At 45.9% G+C, this 22,290-nt stretch carries 21 protein-coding genes; 13 read left to right on the plus strand and 8 right to left on the minus strand.

Annotation, left to right across the window (positions count from 1 at the left end; genetic code table 11):
• Window positions 1-100: 100 nt before the first annotated feature.
• The 3 genes from EYB58_RS20820 to EYB58_RS20830 all read right to left on the minus strand — a co-directional run bounded on the left by EYB58_RS20820 (window position 101) and on the right by EYB58_RS20830 (window position 2,071).
• Window positions 101-946, minus strand: coding sequence for a TrmB family transcriptional regulator (locus EYB58_RS20820; RefSeq protein ID WP_111956055.1), 846 nt, complete (start codon window positions 944-946; stop codon window positions 101-103).
• A 119-nt stretch (window positions 947-1,065) separates the two neighbouring features.
• Window positions 1,066-1,374: an AzlD domain-containing protein gene (locus EYB58_RS20825; protein WP_111956053.1), complete on the minus strand. Its 309-nt coding sequence runs from the start codon at window positions 1,372-1,374 to the stop codon at window positions 1,066-1,068.
• A complete protein-coding gene (locus EYB58_RS20830; RefSeq protein WP_111956051.1) occupies window positions 1,367-2,071 on the minus strand; it encodes an AzlC family ABC transporter permease in 705 nt (234 codons plus the stop codon). The genes EYB58_RS20825 and EYB58_RS20830 overlap by 8 nt, the downstream gene beginning before the upstream one ends.
• A 367-nt stretch (window positions 2,072-2,438) precedes the next feature.
• Between EYB58_RS20830 and EYB58_RS20835 the strand changes: the two genes are divergently transcribed.
• On the plus strand, window positions 2,439-2,825 hold the full coding sequence (locus EYB58_RS20835) for a DUF5320 domain-containing protein (RefSeq protein ID WP_242637461.1): 387 nt from the start codon (window positions 2,439-2,441) through the stop codon (window positions 2,823-2,825).
• Window positions 2,826-2,969: 144 nt separating this feature from the next.
• Here EYB58_RS20835 and EYB58_RS20840 read toward each other — a convergent pair whose 3' ends face one another.
• Entirely contained in the window at window positions 2,970-4,580 is a 1,611-nt protein-coding gene (locus tag EYB58_RS20840) for a sensor domain-containing diguanylate cyclase (RefSeq protein ID WP_111956049.1), read from the minus strand.
• Between the two features lie 251 nt (window positions 4,581-4,831).
• Window positions 4,832-6,745 (minus strand): tetratricopeptide repeat protein, encoded by a 1,914-nt coding sequence (locus EYB58_RS20845; RefSeq protein ID WP_111956047.1) that lies wholly within the window; start codon window positions 6,743-6,745, stop codon window positions 4,832-4,834.
• A gap of 805 nt (window positions 6,746-7,550) precedes the next feature.
• Here EYB58_RS20845 and EYB58_RS24540 point away from each other — a divergent pair.
• From EYB58_RS24540 to EYB58_RS23650, 4 genes are all read left to right on the plus strand, one after another.
• The gene (locus EYB58_RS24540; protein ID WP_278186274.1) at window positions 7,551-7,679 is read left to right on the plus strand and encodes a hypothetical protein; all 129 of its coding nucleotides are present in this window, start codon (window positions 7,551-7,553) and stop codon (window positions 7,677-7,679) included.
• 6 nt (window positions 7,680-7,685) lie between these two features.
• A complete protein-coding gene (locus EYB58_RS20850; protein ID WP_111956043.1) occupies window positions 7,686-8,705 on the plus strand; it encodes a nickel/cobalt transporter in 1,020 nt (339 codons plus the stop codon).
• 188 nt (window positions 8,706-8,893) lie between these two features.
• Window positions 8,894-11,194, plus strand: a complete 2,301-nt coding sequence (locus tag EYB58_RS20855; protein WP_111956041.1) for a type IA DNA topoisomerase — start codon at window positions 8,894-8,896, stop codon at window positions 11,192-11,194.
• 14 nt (window positions 11,195-11,208) lie between these two features.
• Entirely contained in the window at window positions 11,209-11,406 is a 198-nt protein-coding gene (locus EYB58_RS23650) for a hypothetical protein (RefSeq protein ID WP_163354401.1), read from the plus strand.
• A 631-nt stretch (window positions 11,407-12,037) separates the two neighbouring features.
• On the opposite strand, the gene EYB58_RS20865 is transcribed toward EYB58_RS23650, so the two are convergent.
• On the minus strand, window positions 12,038-13,240 hold the full coding sequence (locus tag EYB58_RS20865) for a protein adenylyltransferase SelO family protein (RefSeq protein ID WP_242637462.1): 1,203 nt from the start codon (window positions 13,238-13,240) through the stop codon (window positions 12,038-12,040).
• Between the two features lie 162 nt (window positions 13,241-13,402).
• Complete coding sequence (locus EYB58_RS20870; RefSeq protein WP_111956037.1) at window positions 13,403-13,882, minus strand: YbhB/YbcL family Raf kinase inhibitor-like protein; 480 nt, start codon at window positions 13,880-13,882, stop codon at window positions 13,403-13,405.
• A gap of 693 nt (window positions 13,883-14,575) precedes the next feature.
• Between EYB58_RS20870 and EYB58_RS20875 the strand changes: the two genes are divergently transcribed.
• From EYB58_RS20875 to EYB58_RS20910, 8 genes are all read left to right on the plus strand, one after another.
• Window positions 14,576-15,559, plus strand: a complete 984-nt coding sequence (locus EYB58_RS20875; RefSeq protein ID WP_111956035.1) for an AAA family ATPase — start codon at window positions 14,576-14,578, stop codon at window positions 15,557-15,559.
• A gap of 316 nt (window positions 15,560-15,875) precedes the next feature.
• Window positions 15,876-16,253 (plus strand): hypothetical protein, encoded by a 378-nt coding sequence (locus tag EYB58_RS20880; RefSeq protein ID WP_111953187.1) that lies wholly within the window; start codon window positions 15,876-15,878, stop codon window positions 16,251-16,253.
• 254 nt (window positions 16,254-16,507) lie between these two features.
• Window positions 16,508-16,864 carry a CHC2 zinc finger domain-containing protein gene (locus EYB58_RS20885; RefSeq protein WP_111953189.1) on the plus strand — a complete coding sequence of 119 codons (357 nt, stop codon included), beginning with the start codon at window positions 16,508-16,510 and terminating at the stop codon, window positions 16,862-16,864.
• Between the two features lie 2 nt (window positions 16,865-16,866).
• A complete protein-coding gene (locus EYB58_RS20890) occupies window positions 16,867-17,424 on the plus strand; it encodes a DNA methylase (RefSeq protein WP_111953191.1) in 558 nt (185 codons plus the stop codon).
• Window positions 17,417-19,084: an integrase gene (locus tag EYB58_RS20895; protein WP_111953193.1), complete on the plus strand. Its 1,668-nt coding sequence runs from the start codon at window positions 17,417-17,419 to the stop codon at window positions 19,082-19,084. The genes EYB58_RS20890 and EYB58_RS20895 overlap by 8 nt, the downstream gene beginning before the upstream one ends.
• Window positions 19,081-19,743 carry an AAA family ATPase gene (locus tag EYB58_RS20900; protein WP_131071983.1) on the plus strand — a complete coding sequence of 221 codons (663 nt, stop codon included), beginning with the start codon at window positions 19,081-19,083 and terminating at the stop codon, window positions 19,741-19,743. The genes EYB58_RS20895 and EYB58_RS20900 overlap by 4 nt, the downstream gene beginning before the upstream one ends.
• Before the next feature lie 289 nt (window positions 19,744-20,032).
• Window positions 20,033-21,217, plus strand: a complete 1,185-nt coding sequence (locus tag EYB58_RS20905) for a vWA domain-containing protein (protein WP_278186449.1) — start codon at window positions 20,033-20,035, stop codon at window positions 21,215-21,217.
• A 2-nt stretch (window positions 21,218-21,219) separates the two neighbouring features.
• Entirely contained in the window at window positions 21,220-21,681 is a 462-nt protein-coding gene (locus EYB58_RS20910) for a hypothetical protein (protein ID WP_111960582.1), read from the plus strand.
• Here the strand turns inward: EYB58_RS20910 and EYB58_RS20915 are convergent.
• Window positions 21,678-22,265, minus strand: coding sequence for a TonB-dependent receptor (locus tag EYB58_RS20915; protein ID WP_170299857.1), 588 nt, complete (start codon window positions 22,263-22,265; stop codon window positions 21,678-21,680). The two genes, EYB58_RS20910 and EYB58_RS20915, sit on opposite strands and share 4 nt — an antisense overlap.
• Window positions 22,266-22,290 lie beyond the last annotated feature (25 nt).

Consider the following 22,290-nt stretch of genomic DNA (forward strand, 5'->3'; position numbering starts at 1 on the left):
CAGGGACTTAAACTTTGTTTCCACCATGACTTTCATGGTCAATGAAAGGATATTGTTTATATGTGATTTACATTATTTTTACATAATATTTGAGCACCAATTACTCAATAAGCCTACGAAAAACATCCAGCTCTTTTTTTGAATAGTGAAAAAACCGGTCATGGACATTATCGGCAAAAGTTTCAAATTTCTCATACCCTGCCCTATCCAGGGAAGCCGAATAAAGATTGACCACCAGATCATGGGCAATATAATCTTCACTGACCTCAATGAAGCCTTCATCCCGGGTCCAGGTAGCCTTTGAGTCTGCCCCCCGGGACACAACACCGGACACGGCATGGCAGCGATCCACGATCACGGATAAAAACCGCTCTTTTTTTTCCGCCATGTACCGTTGAAGCCTGCGGTGGGGCACAAGGTCGTCATAAACATTATCTGAACCGAAATAGATGCCGCGAAGCATCACGCCCCGGTCAAGGGCGGCATCCAGTTCCCCGGTCAAAGCGCAAAGTTCTTCATCCCAGATGGATACGGCAATGCGCTCTTGTGCCCCCTTGATCAGGACAGCCAGAAAGGACAGGATGTTGTCCCGCCCCTGAATCACGACCAGCCGGTTGTCCTGTTTAGGTTCCCGGTACAGCCGGCCTGCATACTCGGTCAAATCCTGAAAAATCTCCTGAAACCGGGATCGAAGCTTTCTGATAAAAATCTCCGGGTCCATGGGTGTATATGCCTTTGTTTTTCCGTCATCTTGTTCAAACACCATCTGCTTGCCAATCAGACTTTTAAGCACCTCATAAATCCGGGACCGGGGAATACCAGAGGCCTTGCTCAGGGCATATCCATTCAGGGGATACTCTTCCAGAAGCGCCAGATATGCCTTGCATTCATAGACAGAAAACCCTAAAGCTTTCATATGTTCGGTGATCTGTGCAGCCTTATCCATAATATAAATCCGCCAATGATAGTGACTTAGGACTGCAGATTAAACAAATATCCGTGTTTGGACACAAAGGTATCCATATGTAAATTTTTATGCAACGCCGCAGGTGGGTGATTTTTTGTTCAAACACTGCTTAACACCAGCCAGGCAACTGCCACGGCCCCAAGCACGGGAACGATGATGCCCCCTTTGAAAAGGCCGTAGACCAGGGTAAAGCCCATGCCTGCCACACCGGCCCAGGGCAGATCCGGTGTGGCAGTGAAAGCGCCCGGGATAATCAGGGCACCGATGGCAGCCACAGGGATACACTTTAAAAAGGCATCCAGGCGGCCGGGTATTCGGGCATTGCTGAAAAAAAGGAACGGAGCCAGTCGCGGAAGATAGGTAACAGCGGCCATGCCGAAAATCAGAGGGATCAGACTTCTATCCATGGGTATTGTCTTTCTTTATAAAATCAGGGTTCAAAAAGGCGCCTGCAGACGCAACCAACAGAATGCAAACGATAATACTCCACCCTTTTGGCAAAACATCCACCGTAACCAGAAACCAATTGAACAGTCCTGAAGCAAGCGCCAGAACCAAAGAACGCAAAGAGGTTTTCAGTTCCGGCATAAGAATGGCTAAAAGAAGGGCATACAGGGCTACGCCCATACTCTGGGTGAGAATGGCAGGCATAAATCTTCCCAGCACAAATCCCGCCAGAGTCCCGGACACCCACCCGGTATAAGCGGTTAATTCCAGAAGCATGACAAACTGTCTGGTCAAAATTTTCCGGGTAAAGGACATCACGGAAAAGGTTTCATCGGTCACGCCAAACGCCATGGGCAGATAATATTTTACCGCTTTTTCACAAATCCGGGTGGACAGATAGGCGCTCATGAGAAAGTGCCGGAAATTCACCAGCAAAGTGGTCAGGATAATACCCACCGGCCCCATGCCCGTGGCCAGCAGATTTAGGGCGATGAATTGGCTGGCACCGGCAAAGACCACAATGGAAAACAACATGGCTTCCCCAAATGTGGTTCCTGTGGTTCTGGCCAGAACCCCAAAGGCCACAGCGGCCGGAAAATATCCGATAAATATGGGAATACCGGCTTTCAGGGCGTCCCGGGTGTCTGAGTGCTGCATCGATATTCTCTCCAAATCAAATTTAGGACCGCAGATTAAATAAGTTGGGCAGAAATAACGCCGAATTTTGGTTCATCTACAAGGCGCATTAAAGGTTGAATAGCAGGCCTATTGGGCCTTTGATGCAACGAAGTAGATGGGCCAAAAGGCAAGCTATTTCGTTCAAGTTATTTAATCTGAGGTCCTTAGTGACTATTACAGTAACCACTATCTGGTCGTCAAGACAAAAAATTTTTAGTTTTAAATTTCAATTGTGTTAGAGCCATGAGAATAAAAATAATGATCATTTGACCATTATTTTTCTTGACAGCACAACAGGGCGACCTATATTATGATCAAATGATCAAAACAATTAACGGAAGCGTCCGTGGAAGATACGGACGGCACCGTAACAGACAGGGTCAGCAGCCCTGATAATATAAAAAAGAAAGGAGAAAATATCATGCCTGGATTTAATCAGACAGGACCACAAGGATTAGGACCCATGACTGGAAGAGGACAAGGGGTTTGCGGAAACCGCAACATGACCGGTGCCGGATACGGAACTGGCTATGGCGCAGGTTATGGCGGACGGGGATGCGGCCGAGGATTTGGTGGTGGCAGAGGTATGGGTCGCGGCATGGGCCGCGGGTTTGGCCTCGCTGCTGCGCCTGGGGCGGTAAATGAAACCACACTTCAGGACAGGGCCAGAATGCTGGAAGAAGAGCTCAACGCCATTAAGGCACAGTTAAATACCATGCCTGAAGACAAATAATCTTTTGATACAGACCCGGGCGAAAGGGAAATTCCTTTTCACCCGGGTTATCTATTAGATTTGAACTCTAACCCTGCAAGTGAGGTTAGGCCCATGATCGGAATAAAACCTTTCATATGGAAAGTTTTATTTTGAGCTTGGGCCTTACATCCTGGCATACCGGTTCCGGCCTGCCTTTTTGGCAAGATACATGGCTGTATCTGCAGCATTAATCAAACTGTCAATATCCTCACCATTTGTGGGATAGATGCTGATACCTATACTGGCCCCAACAGACTGATTTGTTGTTTCCCCTTGGCTGTCAATCTGAATGGTCTGGCCGATCACATCTATAAGTTTCTGGGCCACAGCATTAACTGTCTCATCGTCTTTGACATCGGCAAGCAGAGCGACAAACTCATCCCCTCCCATTCTAGCCACAGTATCGCCCCTGCGCAAGGCAGTTGTCAGGCGCAGGGCAGTTTGTTTTAAAACAATATCGCCGGCCTCATGGCCGAACCCGTCATTAATCTGTTTGAACTTATCCAAATCTATAAAAAGAACAGCGATCTTTTGTTTACTTCTTTCCGCCTGAGCAAGAAGTTGCGCAAGCCTGTCGTAAAGAAGCTTACGGTTAGGTAAATCGGTTAACGTATCACGGGTGGCCAGATTTTTAAGTTCCAGTTCAGCCTGTTTGCGTTTAAAAGCCGCATCTGCCGCTAACCAGCAGCCGACCCCGATTAAACCCAACAGCATGAAATTAGTCGTTATAAAAAGTCGCAGATCAGGATAGATGTGCGCGTTCAGCGCGCGGGCAGGGACATGGGAAACAATTTTCCACACGTAACCCCTTGCGGAAAGATGTGACGCGCTTTTTGAAAAGGCCTCGGGGGAACCGGTACTGGATCGAAGCCCTTCAAACAACGGATGAATGCTCACAAAACTAAACAAGCCGTCATGGGTAGCAAACTGGCCGCTATCCTGGACGGATATCTTTTGCCACGCCAGAGGATAATCTTTAGCAAAATTGGCATTTTTCTTTTCAGGGAACATAAACCCAAATTCTTCTGCCGGGTTAATGCTGCGCAAATAAAATCCATCCTTATTCAGCAGCAAAACATTCCCTGTAACATTTTTATTTAATTTGTCCAAATCTTCAAGAATATGCCCACCTAAAAAGTTGATAATGACCATACCGGATTTTCCACCATCCTTGTTAAAAACCGGGATTGCAAAACGAATCATTGGTTTTTTCGGCTCTTCTACCTTGCCGTGTTCAACATTAAGATCAAATGGAGAAATAAAAAGTTCTCCCCTGGCCAAACTCATTGTATCCCGGAAATAATACCTTTGGGATTTATTCTGTAACCGATCACGGGGTAAGGCAACTGGATTGCCGGAATTCCAATCCACCCTGACCATCTCCATGCCGTTGTGGCCAATAAATCTTAATTGATCATATTTTTTCTTATTACGGGCAAACACGAGAAATGCCTCCTCCACCCGATACAAGTCAAGGTCTGTGCTGTCAACAAACAAATCCTGGAGAAAATAGTCCTCAGCAAGAAGTGTCAAATCAGAGACAATGGCCTGGATATCATGGCGGATTATCTCCTCTTGTTGTTCAATATTGATGATCTCATGGGCTTTGAAAGTGTTGATTCTTGCCTGGTTGGCAGTTAAATAAAAGGCGATGGATATACCGAGGAAAAGAATGATAGAAACAAGATAGAGCCGTAAAAAATAAAAACCGAAATATCCCAATTTGAGCCGCATTGTTTACTCCTGCCTGATCTAAAGTGCGAAATGGCCTGTTCTGATTCCGATACATGTCACTTTATCATATACAGTCTGGGAAAAAATAGGAAAAATAAAAAAATCAGCCGTCGGTCGGCAAGTCCGACGGCTGATTTTTTCAAGGATAATAAGGAGGTTATTCAGCCATTTTTTTTATTCAAAAAACGACGTTAAGAACAACCTATCATAATTTTATTATTTGTCAATAAAAAAGTTTTTCAAACATAACTTTATCTTATTTTAGCTAAAATCCGGGATGCCCATTTGGTATCACCCAGACGACCTGAAACGCTGGTGCTTAACTGGGACAATGTATCATTGCTCAAGGCGTTAAGCTCTGCCTCTTCATACACGGCAGCCGCATTTTCAGCATCTTGGGCATCGACCAGAAAGGCTTCAGCCAAAAAGATCTGGTCGCTGAATTCGGTCAGTTTTTGGCGACCCAGGACCAACAGTTCTGAAAGAATGGTCTTGTCCGAAGTCTGCTGTTTAACCAACGCCACCAGAGCGGCATAGTCCTGTTTACTACGGCAAAGGCCTTCAGCGGATTTATACAGAGCTAAAGCTGCGTCCTTGTCTCCAAGCAGGTTCAGGGTAGCACCGCCTGCAAAGGTAAAGTCGTAAACGGTCTTGGCTTTGCCGGCTACGCCACTGACAAGTTTTTGTGCCCACTCTTTATCATTGAACTTCTGAATGGCCACAGCGGCAAGTTTCATGAGATCGCCGTTGCCCGTAGCCTTTTTCTCCAGGCCTTTATAGATCTCTTTGACCCAGGCACTGTCCCCAAGGGTATCCTGGATGGCATTGGTCAGGGTGTTGTAATCACCAAAGCTTTTGCATTTGTCCAGAAGTGCCGTATAGATCTCTTTAATCCATTCCGCATCATTGAGATCTGCATGGATGGCAGCAGCAAGCTTAATAAAATCGCTGAAATGAATGGTAAGGTTTTCGGACTTTTTATACAGTTTGGCTGCATAAAATTTATCACCGGTTTCTTTAAACACTTTAACGGCCAGAGTGCGCATGGGTGCACAATTGGTGATTTCATTTTCCCGAAGGGCAAAATTATCGTACATTTTGCCGAACTCTTCACGCTTGGCTTTCTGGAAAGCAATGGCGTCGGTCCATGCTTTGTCGTCCTTGGCCACATCAAGAATGGCATCAGCGGTTTTAATGAAATCCGCATTATTTTTCACGGCAGCCTGGGCCTGTTTCAATACGGGCAGGGCAGCAGCGGTATCCCCCAGGTCATTGGCCATGGCCAGGGCCAGGGAAACCAGTTGTGCGCAGTCCGGATTGGTGGCAGCCGCTTTCTGGTATACGCCTGAGGCAAATGCCTTGTCACCGGTATTTTCGAAACTTGCTTTGGCCAATTTCAGGTATTCATCAAACTTTGTATACTTATCTTCGGCTTTTTTATAAATTGACAGCGTAAAATCATTGTCATCCAGCTGTTCTTTAACGATCACGGCAAACTTGAGCAGCTCATCCCCTTTTTCCAGGGACCCAACGGCTTTTTCATAAATGGCCCGGGCAAAATCTTTATCTCCCAGATCTTTTATGGCGCCTGCGGCAAGGGCGCTGAATCCGTCAGCTGTGGTGGCGGCAGCCATGCCTTTTTCATAAATTTCTGTGGCTTTATCCTTGTCCTTGGTGGTATCCAGAATAGATTTGGCAAAGGAGACAAAATCCTCGGGTTTGGTACACTTTTCAAAGGCTTTGTCCATAACCTGTTTGGCCATTTCTGGATCGGTTTTAGTAAGCTCATTGCTCAAAGTAAGGAAATCGGTGAGCTTGGTGCATTTGCCCATGGCAGCCTCATTCATCTCCTTGGCCATATCATCCAGGCCAAGCTTGCCTGCAGCAGTACCAAGGCCTATGAAATCTGCAGCGCTCATGCACAGCATTTTGGCGTTGGAAAGAAAGTTGCCCACCACGTCATCATCACCGATAAACTCTTTGGCTGCCTCGGCATAAACCACAGCCTCATCATAGGTCTGGGCCCATTCAGCACCCTCTTCCATCAGCTCAACCGCCCAGTCCTTGTCATCCAGACCTTCTACGATCTCCTTGGCCACACCAATGTACTCTTCCGGCGCATCACAGCTTTCCGCTTTTTCTTCCAGTTCTTCTTTGAGTCCCATAATCTCTCCTTATTTGGTTTTGTTTAATGATTTACGGGTGATATTCGTTAATTAATTATTTTCAACGGGAAACGCACGTCAGCACGCAATCATTCCATGGGGTAACCAGCAATATATAAACTTCCACGACTCTAATAACATACTGATATAAAAACAGACAATGGGGATTTTGAATAAAGTTAAATTTTTTAAGAATCGAAGATAGAATAAATTGGACAAAATTGCGCCGACCAGTATTTAAAATCGGGGGCTCATATACACGACAAATCAAAGGTTTAATATCATATTTCAGGCCTTTAATGCAACGTAGCAGATGCGCTAAAGGGCAAATAACTTCGTTCAATTTATAAATTTGGCCACAGGCATACATGCAGTATTTCGAGGACCAAATTTATTTTCCAACGTATAAATTGGGGAAATTAGTATTCTGTAACAGCCTGTCGACAGGCCTTATGATTATCACTATTTCAGATGTTAATACATATAGCATTCGCCAGGACAGCTTCTTGACCCCTTTAATGCTTAGATAAAACTAACTTGTTTATTGACAAACAATATATTGACTTGTATCTTCGCTTTCAAAAAGAAAATTCGCCATAATACATATCCGCTTTTATTTTTACAAACAGCTAAAAATTAAAAAATGAATCCATTACCCGAAATACAAACTGGATACCGCACATGTCATGGATATCCGGAAATATTCGGGAGCGAAGGCCCTTTTGACAATCTGTTGAATGTGCTTAAGGGTGAAAAAATAGAATTTAACAGCAAGTAATGAGCAGATAAAAAATCTGCCCTGCAAATGAAACAGGGCGCAAAGGCAGGGGCCGAAGAAACCGCCCAGATTTCCGGATGTCTCAACGAGCAGGCCATCCGGCTTGAACAATCCATGGATATGTTTCAATTGAAAAATAAAACCCATCGCATATAAGCTTTTATGGACCCTGACAATTCTTACATCCTGTGCCCAAACAGACCGTTTATTAAACAGTTCTCGCTGATTTTTTTCATTATAATAATTATTGCATTAGGCCTTTCTTTTGTCACATACGGTACAGCCCATGCCAACCCCTTTACCCGGAAAAACACAAATCCTGTGCCCCAGCGCCAGGATGATTCTTTGCAACCGGCACCCAAAATTTCCAAATCCCCAACGCCGGGCTCAGCTGTCCCAGACTCAAATATTATGGAACGAATCATTTTTTTCCAGATGAAAATCAAGGAAAAAATGACAGTCCTTATCAGGCAGGCAAAAAAAACCGGAGAAACCGGGCCGCTTTTATGGGTTCTGGCAGCGGCCTTTGCATACGGGATGGTGCACTCTGCCGGTCCCGGCCACGGCAAGGCCCTTGCCTTATCTTATATTGTCTCGATTAAGCCAACGCTTCCCCGGGCCCTTGCCTTTGGCAACATCCTGGCCATCAGCCATGGGATGTCCGGAGCAGCGCTGGTTTTTTGCGTCAAATTTCTTCTGCAGGCATCCATTTCAGGCACCCTTGCGTCGGTCACCCGGACCACCCAGATTGCAAGTTATTCACTGATTATTATTCTGGGACTATTTCTTTTTTTGCGTAAACTGCCGGTGTGGAAAAAATTTAAACCGGTTAAAGATACGTCTGTTGAAGACACCGGGGCAACCGTGGATGCCAAGTCCATTTTACCAGCTGTTTTCATTGGCATGATTCCCTGCCCCGGCGTTGTGTTAGTTGTTCTGTTCTGTCTGTCATTAGGGTTGCCCGGCTTAGGCATTATGCTGGCCTGTGCCATCACCCTTGGCATGGCATCAACGCTCTCCTTGGTCGTGCTGACGGCCATGGCCGGGAAAGTCGCTCTTCTTGCTCCCCTGCCCCGGCGTTTCTCTTTTTCAAAAAATGCAGGAGATATACTTGAAGCACTGGCAGGTTTAATCCTTTGCGCAATCTCTTTTATGCTTCTTCTCACAGTTTTAAATCCTTAAAAATATACCGGTCAGGTCCATTACTTGCCGATATAGGGATGATCCCTATTAAAAATTTGCCTGAAATGGTTTTGTATGTTGAGCGGCAGTGGTCTTGTTTCTTGATCAGTTTCTTTTCATTTATTGACTCTTGTCCCCCAAATTGCATAAAAGATTAGGATTAAACAAACTTATATGAAACCCAAAATATGACTGATTTGATCCTCACAGAAAAATTTTCAGTGGCCTCTGATTTTGCTAAAGCATTAGGAGTAAAGACCAAAAGCGAAGGATACTTTATCAGTAAGGCCTTTATTATTACCTGGGCCGTTGGCCACCTGGTGACCCTCTACGAGCCTGAAGACTATGACAAGGCCATGAAGAGGTGGCGTTTGGATACCCTGCCACTAATCCCGCAATCCTTCGAATACAAGCCGATCAAGCAAAGTTATAAGCAATTTAAAATCATCAAGGCCCTGTTACTCAAGCAAAATTTTGGACGACTCATTATTGCAACCGATGCTGGACGTGAAGGAGAAGTTATTGCACGGACCATCCTGATGAAAGCCGGGTTCCTGGATAAGAGCCGAATCCTGAGATTCTGGACCAGTCAGGCGTTAGTACCGGAAGTTGTCAGGTCGGCTATGGCGAATTTAAAGCCCATCACCGATTATGACCGGCTCTGGCGGGCAGGATATTACCGTCAGGTATCTGACTGGCTCATCGGCATGAACTGCACCCGGGTACTTACAGTCCGATTAAAAGATCTCTTTTCAGTGGGGCGGGTCCAAACAGCGGTACTGGCTCTGCTCGCTGACCGGAAAAAGGAGAGAGAACAATTTAAACCTGAGCCCTATTGGACTCTGAAAGCTACTTTTTTTAATGACAAAGGAGAGTGGACCGGCACCTGGTTCAGGCAAAAAAACACCCGACTGACAAAACAAAAGGATGCTCAGGCCATTTATAAGCGCCTGACCCAGACCACAGATCCTGGAGAGGTGCTGACCGTAAAAAAAGAGGAGAAAACGGAACTTCCCCCGCTTCTCTTTTCCCTGACTGATCTCCAGCAGGAAGCCAATAGACGATTCGGATTTTCTGCAAAAAAGACCCTTAACCTGGCCCAGGCATTGTATCAGGATAAAAAGTGCCTATCCTATCCGAGAACCGATTCAAGGGTGATGGGCACCCAGAATTTAGAAATGGTTAAAAAGATACTTGAAACACTGGAAAAGACCTATCCTGAGCTGTTGGCAGGCATCAATCCCACACAGGTCTCCCTGTCAAACAAAAGAGTGTTCAATGATGCAAAACTGACCGACCACCATGCACTGATTCCTTTTAAGCCGGTTCCTCCCAGGGCCAGTACAGATGAGAAAAAGTTATTTGACCTGGTGATCCGGCGATTTGCCGCGGCCTTTCATTCTCCATGTCGTTTTGAAAATACTCGTGTTGTAACCCGCCTCAACAGAGAAACTTTCCAGACGCTGGGAAAGGTCATCCTGTCAAAGGGCTGGCAGCAAGTCTTCCAGGTGAGAATCAAGGATGAAAAAACGGTAGAACATTTACCACCTTTGGCACCAGGTGATAAAGCCCTGGTCAAGAAAATAGACCTCAATGAAAAAAAAACCATCCCACCTCCCGACTATACAGATTCGCTACTCTTAAAGGATATGACCAATCCAGGGCGATATGTTGCCGAAGAGGCGGTAAAAAAACTTTTCCGAGGAGATATCGGCATCGGCACCCAGTCTACCCGGGCCCAGATCATTGAAACGCTTATCACAAGGAATTATGTGGTCCGATCCGGCAAACAATTGGTGGCAACAGAAAAAGGGGGTTATCTGGTGGATTTACTCAGGAAGTGCCCTGTCTCTTCAGTGCTCACATCACCAGATGAGACGGCTCGTTGGGAGATGAGCCTGAACAACATTGCTTTAGGAAATCAAGATAACAGCCATTTCTTGACCAGGATTAAAAGCTTTGTTTCCCAGTCCGTAGATGAGCTTAAGTCAACTCCTTTTAATATAAAAGAATTTAAAACCGAGACTATTGTTGTAGGTAACTGCCCTGACTGCAATAATGAAGTCCGAGAGACCCGCAAGGCTTATGCTTGCAGCAATCAAGACTGTCAATTTGTCATATGGAAAAAGATAGCAGGTAAAACCATCTCTGCAAAAATGGCAACCAATCTTCTGAAATATCGGAGATCAGGTCCCTTTAACGGGTTTCGCTCGAAAAAAAAAAGCAGTTTTCAGCCTGTCTGGTTATCAAGAAGGAAAATGGGCGACATCAGGTTACATTTGATTTTGACAGGCCTGGTACTGGACAGGATGTTGAGCCGGCTTCTGGTTCAAGAGTATCCTCAGGACAAGAATCTAATAAAAAATCAGAAATCCCGACAGATTTATCAGCTTTCGTCTGCCCGGTCTGCGCAGGCAGGATCATTGAAGGGAAAAAAGGGGTTGGATGCGCTAATTGGCGTCCTGAACAAGGGAACTGCAGGTTTGTGATCTGGAAGGAAATCTTGGGGAAAAAACTGACCATAAAAAATATAGAAACACTTCTGGCAGGCAAAACCACAAGGCCTTACGTGTTCAAAGACAGGAACAACAATAAATTCAAAGCAAAATTAAGAATGATAAAAGATCCAGAGTTCTTTATCGAAGTTCTACCCATGGAAGGTGAAACAGTATCTCGCTCCAAGGTTTCCTGCACCAGGTAATTGATCATCAAAAAAAGGCAATGCTGTCGTTGCGATCAGTATACCACAATAAAATTGAAGGCATCCAAACTTTATGAGGAACAATATCCCAGGTTATTTCCCATGAGGAATTTTCTTCTTTGATCTCATTGGGGCAAAATTAAAACAAATTACAACGAAGGCGACAACTTGCTTGACACGCGCCGAATGGTAAGCAGATAGTTTTATGAGATTTATTCAGAAGCCCCTTAAGCAATAAAAAAATAACATCGAAGCTTGATATTTTGGTTATTTTGGGGTCGGACCAGTTATTTTGTATTTTGGGGTCGGACCAAGCAAGACAACCTAATTATTTAATATTATAAATAATAATTTTATTTACCTACCTTTTCAGCCTCTTAGAAGGGCTATTTTGATATCAAAAAGGGCTTTCTAAGAAAATCGTCTATATCCCAATAAAACTTATTATCGAAATCTAATTCAAAATTCCCATAAGGTGCTTGTTCTTCTTTTAGTTCAAACCCAGTTCCTGATTTAATTTCTTCGCGTCCTTTGGCCTTGTCCCCAAGAAGTGCTTTGGTCTTTTCTATAAATTGTTTATCCCCAACAGCAATACTTCTTGTCCACGCAGGATCTTTTTTGTTTGTTTGATCTAAAGCTCTGCAAAGCCATGACGTATTTGATCCAATTGTTCCAAAGCTTCAGTATCTTTTGCAAGTAGCGGTCTCACTGCAGTCCAAAACATGTGGTAATTGGCTTCTGCTGCGACTGGCTGATTGAAGAAGGAAAAGTGTTCCCCGCCGCCGGTCCATGGTTGAAACCCGGGGTCGAAGATTTCACAGAATCCAAATGGTCCATAGTCGAGGGTAAAGCCACCAGTGGCGCAGTTGTCACTATTATAATTACCCTGGCAGTACCCAATACGCTGCCAATTGGCCACTAATGACGTAAGCCGGCGGCGAAAAAGCTTAGCCAACTCAACCACTTGATCCGCAAAAACAAGGTCTTGATTAATATCGTTTTGGTATTCTCGGTCAATTAAATGCGACACAATCATGCGCAACTCTTCTAAGGCGCTTTGATGCGCATTACCGCGAACCCGGCGGGCAAATAACTCTAACTGACCAACGCGCAAAAAAGAGGGTGCAACGCGAGTTGAAATAGCCGCAGGATTATCCACTATAATATCAGGATCGCTGGAATGAGAGTCTTGGGAGTACCAGGGCCGGGTAACGCGCTCGGATTTAGATACATACAGGGTTAGAGATCGCGTTGTGGGAACCCCCAGGGCGTGCATATACTCTTGCGCGAGAAACTCACGCACACTTGAACGAAGAACTGCGCGCCCGTCGGCACCACGGCAATAAGGCGTTGTACCGCCACCCTTTAGTTGCATTTCCCAACGCTGTCCATTAAATACCCCTTCAAAGACAGATATCGCCCGGCCATCGCCATAACCATTGCCGGTACCAAATGGACATTGGTGGGTATACTCGGTGCCGTAAATTGACAGGGCATAGCCGGTTGCCCAGCCAATCTTACGCATAGGCTCGTGCGCTGCTGAGAGATCACCAGAAAATACCCGGCAAAATTTTGCATCATTTACCAACTCGTCGCTCAACCCAAGCTCATTAAAAAAAGTGCTGCTATGGGTTACATATTCCGGTTCTGGAAGCGGCGTGGGAGTCACCGGTACGAAGTGACCGGAAAAAACCTGACGGGTACGGTGATCATCACCATCTCCGGTGGCATCAGGATCGGCATTTAAGGTATCCATTAAAGAATAATCAGCTAATCGCACAAACTCATCGAAAGTCGATATGCTCTGCTGAGCAGATGGTTTAGACAATGACATTGTTGCAAATACCTCGCTATTGGGGAGCGCGCATTGAGCGCTATTAAACAAGATTACAGTAGCACCTCACGTATTGGTTGGGAGCAAGAATCAGTATTATCGGCATAAGAGTTCTTGCCCCCTACATAAGATTCAGTTGGAAATTAAGCTATGGATGCACTTCTAATCTCGTTTATACCGCCCTACCAGCCGGTTCATCCCGATGAGTTGGGGTTCTATTTTCGCCAGAAAGTCCCACAAACTCAATCCTTGCTCCAGGTCAACCGCTTCTTTTAATGCCAGCACCCAGAAATAATAATAATGAAATCCATGTCCGTTGGGGGGCATGGGACCATTGTATCCGACTTCACCGAAATCGTTTTTACCGCTGCTAAATTGTGCTGTACCTTCTTCCAAACTGTTGACATCTCCTGGAATATTATACAAAACCCAGTGAACAAATCCATATGTGCCATTTGGAGAAACCAGCGGTGCATCCGGGTCATGGCAGATAATGGCAAATGCCTTTGTACCGTCCGGGGCATCTGTCCATGACAATGCCGGTGATACATCTTCACCTTCACCGGTATATCTTGATGGAATTAAACCGTCTTGATTAAACGCACTGCTTTTTAGCTGCATTGCTGATGGTGCAAAACCCATAATTTCCCTCCCTTTTAAATAATTTTGAAGATATTGCGTATTTTATACCGAAACATACAATTTTGCACGTCTCAACTCAGTGTCAAAAGACTACACCTCTGAAAATCTTACTTTTTCAAACGAATAAACACAGTAGATTTTCCCTGTTAATCGTTAATAGGGCATCCTAACAGTCAAGGATTTTTGCATAAATAAGACTGAACTCCGCTGGAATTCCACCAGCGCACCCATCACACCCTTAAACATTAAGCCCCAGTCTGGCAAAGGACCGGGAGACATGCCCGGTTCCGATTCCCAGATCAAGCAGGCTCTCCCCGGGTGGGGACATATTCAAACCCCATCCCCAAAAGGGCGTCAAATGAGAACCCGTATCCAGTCATGGATATGGGCTATTTCCTACTTGCTACCCAGAACATAATAAGGGATACCGGATTTTGCCCTCAATAACCGATCATATATTTCTATCATCCTAACGTGGGCTCTGCCCGACCTGTAGGTGTCCGGATTGTCGTTTTGAAAAATTCTGTTCATTGCAATCATACCTAAAAAATAAATTATAGCATAAAACTATATGAACTATAATACTTTGTTACCGTTGCCTAATTTATTTCTTGACACCATTTTACATCCAGGCTATTAGCTTAACTTCAGAGAATGTCTACATGAAACATTATACAATTCTAAGGAAACCGGATGAAATCATCACAAATCTCCGAAGCACTGACCGCTCTCTTTTCCATCGGGCAACCCGCTTTTGTCTGGGGGCCGCCGGGCATTGGAAAAAGCCAGGTAGTCCAACAGACCGCACAGGCCCTCAACCTCAAACTCATTGACATCAGAGCCATTCTCCTTGATCCCGTGGATTTAAGGGGGCTTCCCAGAATTAATGCCGACGGACTTTCACAGTGGTGTGCCCCGGCGTTTCTGCCCAAACAGGGCAAGGGAATACTTTTTCTCGATGAACTCAATGCGGCGCCGCCCCTGGTCCAGGCAGCTTGTTACCAGTTGGTTTTGGATCGCCGCCTGGGAGAATACGAACTGCCGGCAGGCTGGTCCGTTACAGCGGCCGGCAACCGGGAAAAAGACAGAGCAGTCTCCCACCGCATGCCCTCGGCCCTGGCCAACCGGTTTATCCACATTGATTTTGAGGTGGATGCCGACCAGTGGACAACTTGGGGCGCCAAGGCAAAAATAGCTCCGCAGGTTCTGGCCTTTATCAAATTCAGGCCCGAGCTGCTCCACGACTTTGACCCGAAAACCGACACCAAAGCGTTTCCCTCCCCAAGATCCTGGGAATTTGTCTCGAAACTCATGTCGTCCCCACCGGAACCAGACATATTAAAATCCCTGGTTGCCGGAGCCGTAGGGCCGGGCGCCGGAGCGGAATTCTGCGGATTCCTGGACCTTTGGGGCCAACTGCCCTCTGTGGATAAAATCCTGGCCGACCCCATGGGGATCAATATCCCCAAAGACCCGGCCGTGCGCTATGCCCTTTGCGAAATGATGGGATCTGCTCTGACTCCGGAGAATGCAGACGATATCCTTTCCTGGGCCAACCGCCTGCCGGCTGAATTCTCCGTATTGCTCATGCGTGAAGCCGTAAGAAAGGATGCAAGTGTCATTAATACCCAGGCCTTTGCCGGCTGGGCAAAAGCAAATGCCCAGGTGCTGGTGTAATTCATGAACGATCTCTTAAAAAAAAACGAATGCGCAGGGCCGAACGCGAAAGCCCTGGAAAAGTTAAGCCGCGCCAGGGCCTCAATGATACTGGACCACCCATTCTTTGCTTCACTGGCCTGGTAAGATTCAAAAAGTGTAACGCGTACCCCGCAGTTTCATGACGAAATAATGTAACGGGCAGATATCCCGCCGCTATATCCCGCCAATCAAATAAAAAATCATACCCCGCCTATCCCGCCGATAGACCTCGCCGCTGCTTCTTTCAAAATTTGGTACATATAATCTCCCTGATTCAAATTTTGGAGAAGAAATAATGGCAAAGAATTCACGTGGAAGACGACCTTGCTCTATTTGCCGGAAATGGTTCACCCCTGATGTAAGACAAAAAGGGCGGCAGAAAACATGTCGTTCGGCTTGCCAAAAAGAGCTTCATCGAAGGCAATGTGAAAAGTGGAACAGGAAAAACAAAGCTGTTTGCAAAAACAATTATCTGGCAAAAAAACTTGAAGAAGCTGAGGAGCAACAAACATCTGGGAACCTTCCTTCGCTTTCATATCAAAAACAGACAAAACCTGTTTTGCCAATGGAAGTCATTATAGCAGAATACGGGATCAAGCCGGCAATTATCATTCAATATCTGGTTACCCAGGTTATCAGCCATAACAATGAAAAAATACAGGGATTCCCATAAAAGACCCTCTGGCATAAACGACTAATCGAGTATAGATTTTAAGATACATGATTGGAATAACTCATTGTAATATAAAGGGATATTAACAGACTAATCGAGTTTTGATTCTAAGAGACATCATGAGGATAACCAACTGATAATACAAGTAGATATCAACAGAATAATCTCTATCTCAGTTTAAGAGGCAACTGACAGGCGACTCTAACCGGTGATATAAAAAAGCACCTGAAATTTTAAAAATAAGGAGGTGTCTTGTGAAAAACAGATTTTCATCCCGGCAATTATTTGAACTGAGAAACAATATCCCTGTAGATGTGTTGATCAGGGACCATTTACAGATTCTATCCAAGATTAGAGATGGTTATTTTCGTTTTCTATGCCCTTTGTGCAATGAATTTCAAACCGCTGTAAATCCAGCCACGAACCTGGCCAGGTGCTTCAGATGCGAAAAAAATTTTAATACCATTGACCTTGTCATGAAAATCAAGGGCTATGGATTTAGGGATAGTGTCTTGTTTTTGAAACAAATAAATACTGTACCCCAGGTTCAGGCCGCAAAATTGACGGCCCTTGCCGCTATGGTCGGCAGGCCTATGCCGGGAGGGCAGTGAGTATGGAACGGCTGCTTGAGCTTGAAACCCTGATTGGTCGAAATCAAGAATGTTTTTACAAAATCGGCCAAGCCTTGAAAGAAATTCGTGAGAATCGTTTGTACAAGCAGGCTCTGTTTGAGTCATTTGAGGCATATACCAGGGCACGGTGGGATATGGGCAAAGCCCATGCTTACCGGCTGATTCGAGCCTATGAAGTAATTTACAACCTGTCTCCAATTGGAGACAAACTGCCGGCCAACGAATCCCAGATCCGCCCCCTTACTCAAATGGATTCCATAGAACAACGCCGTATCTGGAGGGCGATTATAAACAGTGGCATGGAACTGACCGCACGAAATATCAAAAAATTTATTGAGGACCAGAAAACGGCTCCGGTAAGTAAACCGGATCTGACAGATCGAATTACCCATGAATACATGGCTGTTGTAAAGGCAATGCTTGAACAGGTCCGTGTGGCTCAGCATGATCATTGGCAGAAGACCTCCCGCCAGGCAGCATTGTTGTGGCATCGGGTCATATACGAAAAGATTGTATCAAAGGGGGCAGATAATGGATGACCTGACTATTGATGACCGCTTTCATTTACTGCTGCACAAAAAAATCATGAATAAAACCGGATCTACCAAGAGACGGTCCAAAAAATATTACAAGGACCAGTACAAGAAAACCGGAATTATCCCGGCGCCCCTTTTACTGGTTGAAAAAGGAATTATGGAAGGCCGTAAGTGCAGCGGACGGCCCAGAGCAATAGATGAGCAAACCAAAAGACGGTTTATTGAGATGGTCAAGGCGTCATGCGACCCCTCATCCCAGGGATTCATTTTTATCACCCGGAAAGCCAGAACCATTAAAAATTATCATCACTGGCTTGAACAAGAGCTGGGCAGAACCATCAGTCTTCCGGCACTTCGGCGATGTGTCAAAAGGGAAAATCTCAAATTTTACCTGGAAAAAGAGGATAAGCAGGATCAGGTCCCGGTAATGCATGCCTTCAAGTCGGTGCCGGTATTTGCTTTGATCCAGGTTGACGGCTGTAAATTTCAATATTTAAGGATCAGAGATGAACACGGTAACTGGCAAAAACCACAGGTAATTGAAATATTTGATACCGCTTCCAGGAAAATGTTTATTCTGGACTTTTATTTTACCGAAAGCAGCCTGAACTCTGTGGATCTTTTTACCCGTTTTTTGTTGAGTACCCCTTTGCCTTTGCAAAAAATTGGTATCAGACCTGACCAGGCAAAAGGATTTTTAAATCTAAAACGCCCCATCAATGCCATTAACCTGAAGCATTCTACACCGCAAGGCTTCTATTTGGCACCGGATTTTTCAAAGGCGTATTCACCCAAAGATAAGGCACATCTAGAATCTTCACACCGGAGCCTGCACAATTTTGAAATACGTATTATCAAAGCCTTTGAGGACAGGATTGTGAAAACCGTTACCGAATATGACTTCAAGCGGGGAAGAAAGGAAAAAATTACTGTAACCCTTCTTGATATAAGCCTTCAGGAACTAAGGAGCAGCACTATGCTCAGCGAATATCGTAACGAACATAATCATACACAACATTATTTTACCGAAGACGGGGTGGTCAGTGCCTGGGTGCCGGCACAGAAATTTGATGATTTTTTATCAAACCAGGCAGATACCCTGAATTTTACCCCGGACCAGGTTCAGGAATATATGAAATACGGCTACAGGAAAATCAAAGCCACCGTATCCAAAACCAGGACCATCCGCCATGACAAGCGCGATTATTATGTGACCCGTGGTGCAGATAAGTTCAGCAAACATAAAAGCACACCGGTGAAAATATCCAAATACAAGGACAAGCTTTTTATTTTTGAGCAGGGTGAAGACGGTATACTGTTGGGCGAAGCCATTGCAAAAAAGCCGTTTGACAGACCGCCGGCACCAGAACCTTCGCCTGTGCCGCCTGATGAACTTGACACCATTATCGCTCTTTTAGAAAAGCACAATATGGCCGTTGACCGGCCTGTTTTAGTCGACGTTTTTCATAAGGGCCTCACCCTGGCCCGGGCGGAACAAGTGCTTGATCATAATCAATCAAGGTACGCGGATTACACAAAAAAGATAAACCAGCCGGATGACCGTAAAAATCAGGCCCTGTTCAATGCATTTATGCTTGATTGCCAAAAATCGTTAAATACGAACCATGTAGCCATTTATGCATCCCATGGAGACATAACATGAAAGAGGATTTTATCAGTGATAAACGAAGGGTCTCATACTTGGCTGCCACTTATAACCGGATCTACAGAGGCCAAAGCGTGCTCATGGAGGGTGATTTTGGTGCAGGAAAAACTCGGTTTTTAAAATTGCTGCATCCCAAAAAGCTCCATGCTGTATGGGTTGAGTCTCTGTTCAACATACATGAAACCCTGGCCGCGATACTTAAGGAATTAAATTATGAGGCCACCGCCACCTACCGCCGAACTCCCCAGTACCTGAAAATGATCTGTAATCTCTCCAATTGTTTTATCATTATAGATGAGGCCAATGACTTGGACACCCGGGTTTGGCCATATCTTAAACGGATTATTGATGCCGGGGTTCCCATCGTATTTGCAGGACTTCCGAATGTGAGAACTTATTTGAGCCGGAACCATCCTGATATACTCAGCCGGTTGAAAACCCTGATTTTGTATCCCATAGAGGTCGAGGACTTCATTGAAAAATACAAAGATATCCAGCAGGAAGCCGTTGAACAGATTTATATGTCCGTTAAGGGCGATATGCGCAAATTTAAAGAAATCTGTACAGACTGCCGGGACAGGGCAAAGGAGTTAAACCACCAATTTGTTGATATTAATCTTGCCCTGGAATTTATATCAGATCTCCCTCCTCAATAATCCTTACCACAACTTATCTGCATTAACAGGCCATCCTTGGTATAATCCGAGGTTGGCCTGCCTGTATTTTATCCTCATATGTTTTGACGCCGATTTCTGTTTGATTCATTTTTGAAAAACGCCAAACCACAGATCATTATTGAATTTTTCTTACGCCGTTACATTATTTTGTAACTCTGCTTTTATTGGTGTTTCGCTACAACAAGTTTAAATCAAAAACAAATTTGACATTTTTGTTAGAATCTTAAATCCATAATACCGTTACATTATTTGAATCTCATCACTGGCCCTGCGCCTGAAATTTAAAGAAGATACAAACTGCGCCACAGCCTGGACCGACGGTAAAACTTTTGGCTACAACCCCAATTATATAAATATTCTCCCCCGGGAAAAACTGGTGGGACTGACGGCCCATACCGTGATGCATCCGGCCTGCGCACATCACCTGCGCCGGGGAGACCGGAATGCAGACACCTGGAACAGTGCCTGTGACTACGCCATCAACCCGATTCTCCTCGAAGCCGGCCTCATCCTGCCGGACGGGTTTCTCTATGACCCAATTCTTGAGGGCAAATCCGCCGAGCAGGTTTACACGCAACTGACACAGGGAGATGCCGACGAAAGCCACGAGGAAAAAAAATCTGACGAAAGCCAAACCACCCCGTCCCCGGCGGAAAGCCATGAGCAAAACCAGGAAGATCAAAAAGAAGACTGGAATCAAATAGAAACCGCAAAGCCATCCGAACCGGACACCCCTGAACCGGATAACCCGGATCACGGCCCTGCCGGAGAGGTCCGTGATGGAGACACAGCCCCGTCCCCGGGCGGCACAGAAGAAACTGAAACCGACTGGGAACAGGCCCTGGTCCAGGCCGCTGCCACCGCCCGGATCATGGGTCAATTGCCCAAAGGGGTGGATATCTTTATCAAAGAACGGTTCAGTCCGTCTTTACCCTGGACCGACCTTCTGGCCCGGTTCATTCAGCAGTCCGCCCGCAGTGATTACACTTGGTCCCAGCCCAACCGCCGGTACATCCACCAGGATATTTACTTCCCGGCCCTGGTCTCGGACCAGTTGCCGGAAATGGCCGTTGCAGTGGATACGTCAGGAAGTATCCGGCCCGAAGAACTGGAACGTTTCAGTGCGGAGCTTTCGGCCATTCTTTCCATGAATCCTGCCAGAGTCCATATCCTGTTCAACGATCTTACCGTCAGCCGTTACGAAACGGTTTGCCCCTGGGACCTGCCCTTTGACTTCACTCCGAAAGGGGGCGGCGGTACCGATTTCAGGCCGGTATTCCAATTTATTGATGAAAACCAGATCACCCCTTTCTGCCTGATCTTTTTTTCAGACATGGAATGCCGGCTCTTTCCTGCCCAGGCACCAGACTACCCGGTCCTCTGGATCAGGACCGGACAGGGAGATGACCCTGCCCCCTTTGGAGACATGATTAATTTAATAAGCGAGAAATAAGTATGAAAATCAGCTGGGAAATAAAGAAAAAAAGAGGAAATTACAGGCCTGTCCTAACCTACACAATGACCCTTGAATCATTTGAAAAATCCCTGGCCATCCATGCCGTATCCGTGAAGAGCTTTATTCCACGGCTCCCAAGGCCCCATGAAAATTTCTGTCTACCAGGAGAAAATGAACGCCATCCGCACTGGATCCCGAAACGGTTCCATATCTTCCAGGTTCCTTATTTTAAAGCCGGGGAAACCAGCGGGTTTATCCGCCTGCCCTATAGGGAATCGGGTAAATACCCTGAAGTAGAAACCTCCTTCAGGCAATTGCGGGACACATACGAGGAAAAGGTCTGCGAAGCTTATGGCCAGGGCCCATTTGAAAACCGGGGGAATCTTGATATCAGTGCCGAAACCCGGGAGCATGTCGCTGCCAAAGTAACCGCGAATCGCCTCCTTGCTATTTTCAATTAAGGGCCAGGAAAACACTCCCAGGTAAGCTTGATATCGTCCCCGTCATCCGGTGCTTCCCCGTCCCGGTCATACCCGTCCTTGTGCCGGAGGCTGCCTGATAAAAGAAATCCCACATCCCCGGCCTTTAAACCCACCAGGGCTTGCCCCACACCAAGTTCGCCCTCGGAATAGGTGGACTGCCCCACTTCCCCTGTGGCTTCCAGGGTAAATTTCCCAGGGGTTTTGCGGGTGATCAGGTTCACCACCCCACCGATGGCATCATTGCCGTACAAGGCTGATGCCGGCCTCCGGAGCACTTCAATGTGGTCGATCATATCCACGGGGATCTGCTCCATTCCGGTAAAAAATTTGAACCCTGCGGCCATACGCCGACCGTCAATGAGCACCAGTGTATGTTTGGTGCCGGTTCCCCTGATGGACGGACGCATGTTCCGTCCCGTCTCCATGGTCACCACCAGCCCGGCTGCATCCTGGACGGCATCGGCCAGGGTCTGGGCGTTCATATCCACAATATCCTGGCGGGTAATAATTTCCACAGATCCCGGGGCCTCTTTATATCTTATTGAGGATGGATTACACGGCAAATCCCAGATTGTCCTTATCCAACCG

It is taken from the genome of Desulfobacter hydrogenophilus (genome assembly GCF_004319545.1).
GTDB lineage: Bacteria > Desulfobacterota > Desulfobacteria > Desulfobacterales > Desulfobacteraceae > Desulfobacter > Desulfobacter hydrogenophilus.

Bases quoted from the DNA above. Each gene is read 5' to 3' on its own strand.
- EYB58_RS20865 (WP_242637462.1), bottom strand. From the start codon at position 13,240: ATGTCATTGTCTAAACCATCTGCTCAGCAGAGCATATCGACTTTCGAT.
- EYB58_RS20825 (WP_111956053.1), bottom strand. From the start codon at position 1,374: ATGGATAGAAGTCTGATCCCTCTGATTTTCGGCATGGCCGCTGTTACC.
- EYB58_RS20910 (WP_111960582.1), top strand. From the start codon at position 21,220: ATGAAAATCAGCTGGGAAATAAAGAAAAAAAGAGGAAATTACAGGCCT.
- EYB58_RS24540 (WP_278186274.1), top strand. From the start codon at position 7,551: ATGAAACAGGGCGCAAAGGCAGGGGCCGAAGAAACCGCCCAGATTTCC.
- EYB58_RS20830 (WP_111956051.1), bottom strand. From the start codon at position 2,071: ATGCAGCACTCAGACACCCGGGACGCCCTGAAAGCCGGTATTCCCATA.
- EYB58_RS20870 (WP_111956037.1), bottom strand. From the start codon at position 13,882: ATGGGTTTTGCACCATCAGCAATGCAGCTAAAAAGCAGTGCGTTTAAT.
- EYB58_RS20850 (WP_111956043.1), top strand. From the start codon at position 7,686: ATGGACCCTGACAATTCTTACATCCTGTGCCCAAACAGACCGTTTATT.
- EYB58_RS20875 (WP_111956035.1), top strand. From the start codon at position 14,576: ATGAAATCATCACAAATCTCCGAAGCACTGACCGCTCTCTTTTCCATC.
- EYB58_RS20895 (WP_111953193.1), top strand. From the start codon at position 17,417: ATGGATGACCTGACTATTGATGACCGCTTTCATTTACTGCTGCACAAA.
- EYB58_RS20900 (WP_131071983.1), top strand. From the start codon at position 19,081: ATGAAAGAGGATTTTATCAGTGATAAACGAAGGGTCTCATACTTGGCT.
- EYB58_RS20820 (WP_111956055.1), bottom strand. From the start codon at position 946: ATGGATAAGGCTGCACAGATCACCGAACATATGAAAGCTTTAGGGTTT.
- EYB58_RS20880 (WP_111953187.1), top strand. From the start codon at position 15,876: ATGGCAAAGAATTCACGTGGAAGACGACCTTGCTCTATTTGCCGGAAA.
- EYB58_RS20845 (WP_111956047.1), bottom strand. From the start codon at position 6,745: ATGGGACTCAAAGAAGAACTGGAAGAAAAAGCGGAAAGCTGTGATGCG.
- EYB58_RS20890 (WP_111953191.1), top strand. From the start codon at position 16,867: ATGGAACGGCTGCTTGAGCTTGAAACCCTGATTGGTCGAAATCAAGAA.
- EYB58_RS20855 (WP_111956041.1), top strand. From the start codon at position 8,894: ATGACTGATTTGATCCTCACAGAAAAATTTTCAGTGGCCTCTGATTTT.
- EYB58_RS20840 (WP_111956049.1), bottom strand. From the start codon at position 4,580: ATGCGGCTCAAATTGGGATATTTCGGTTTTTATTTTTTACGGCTCTAT.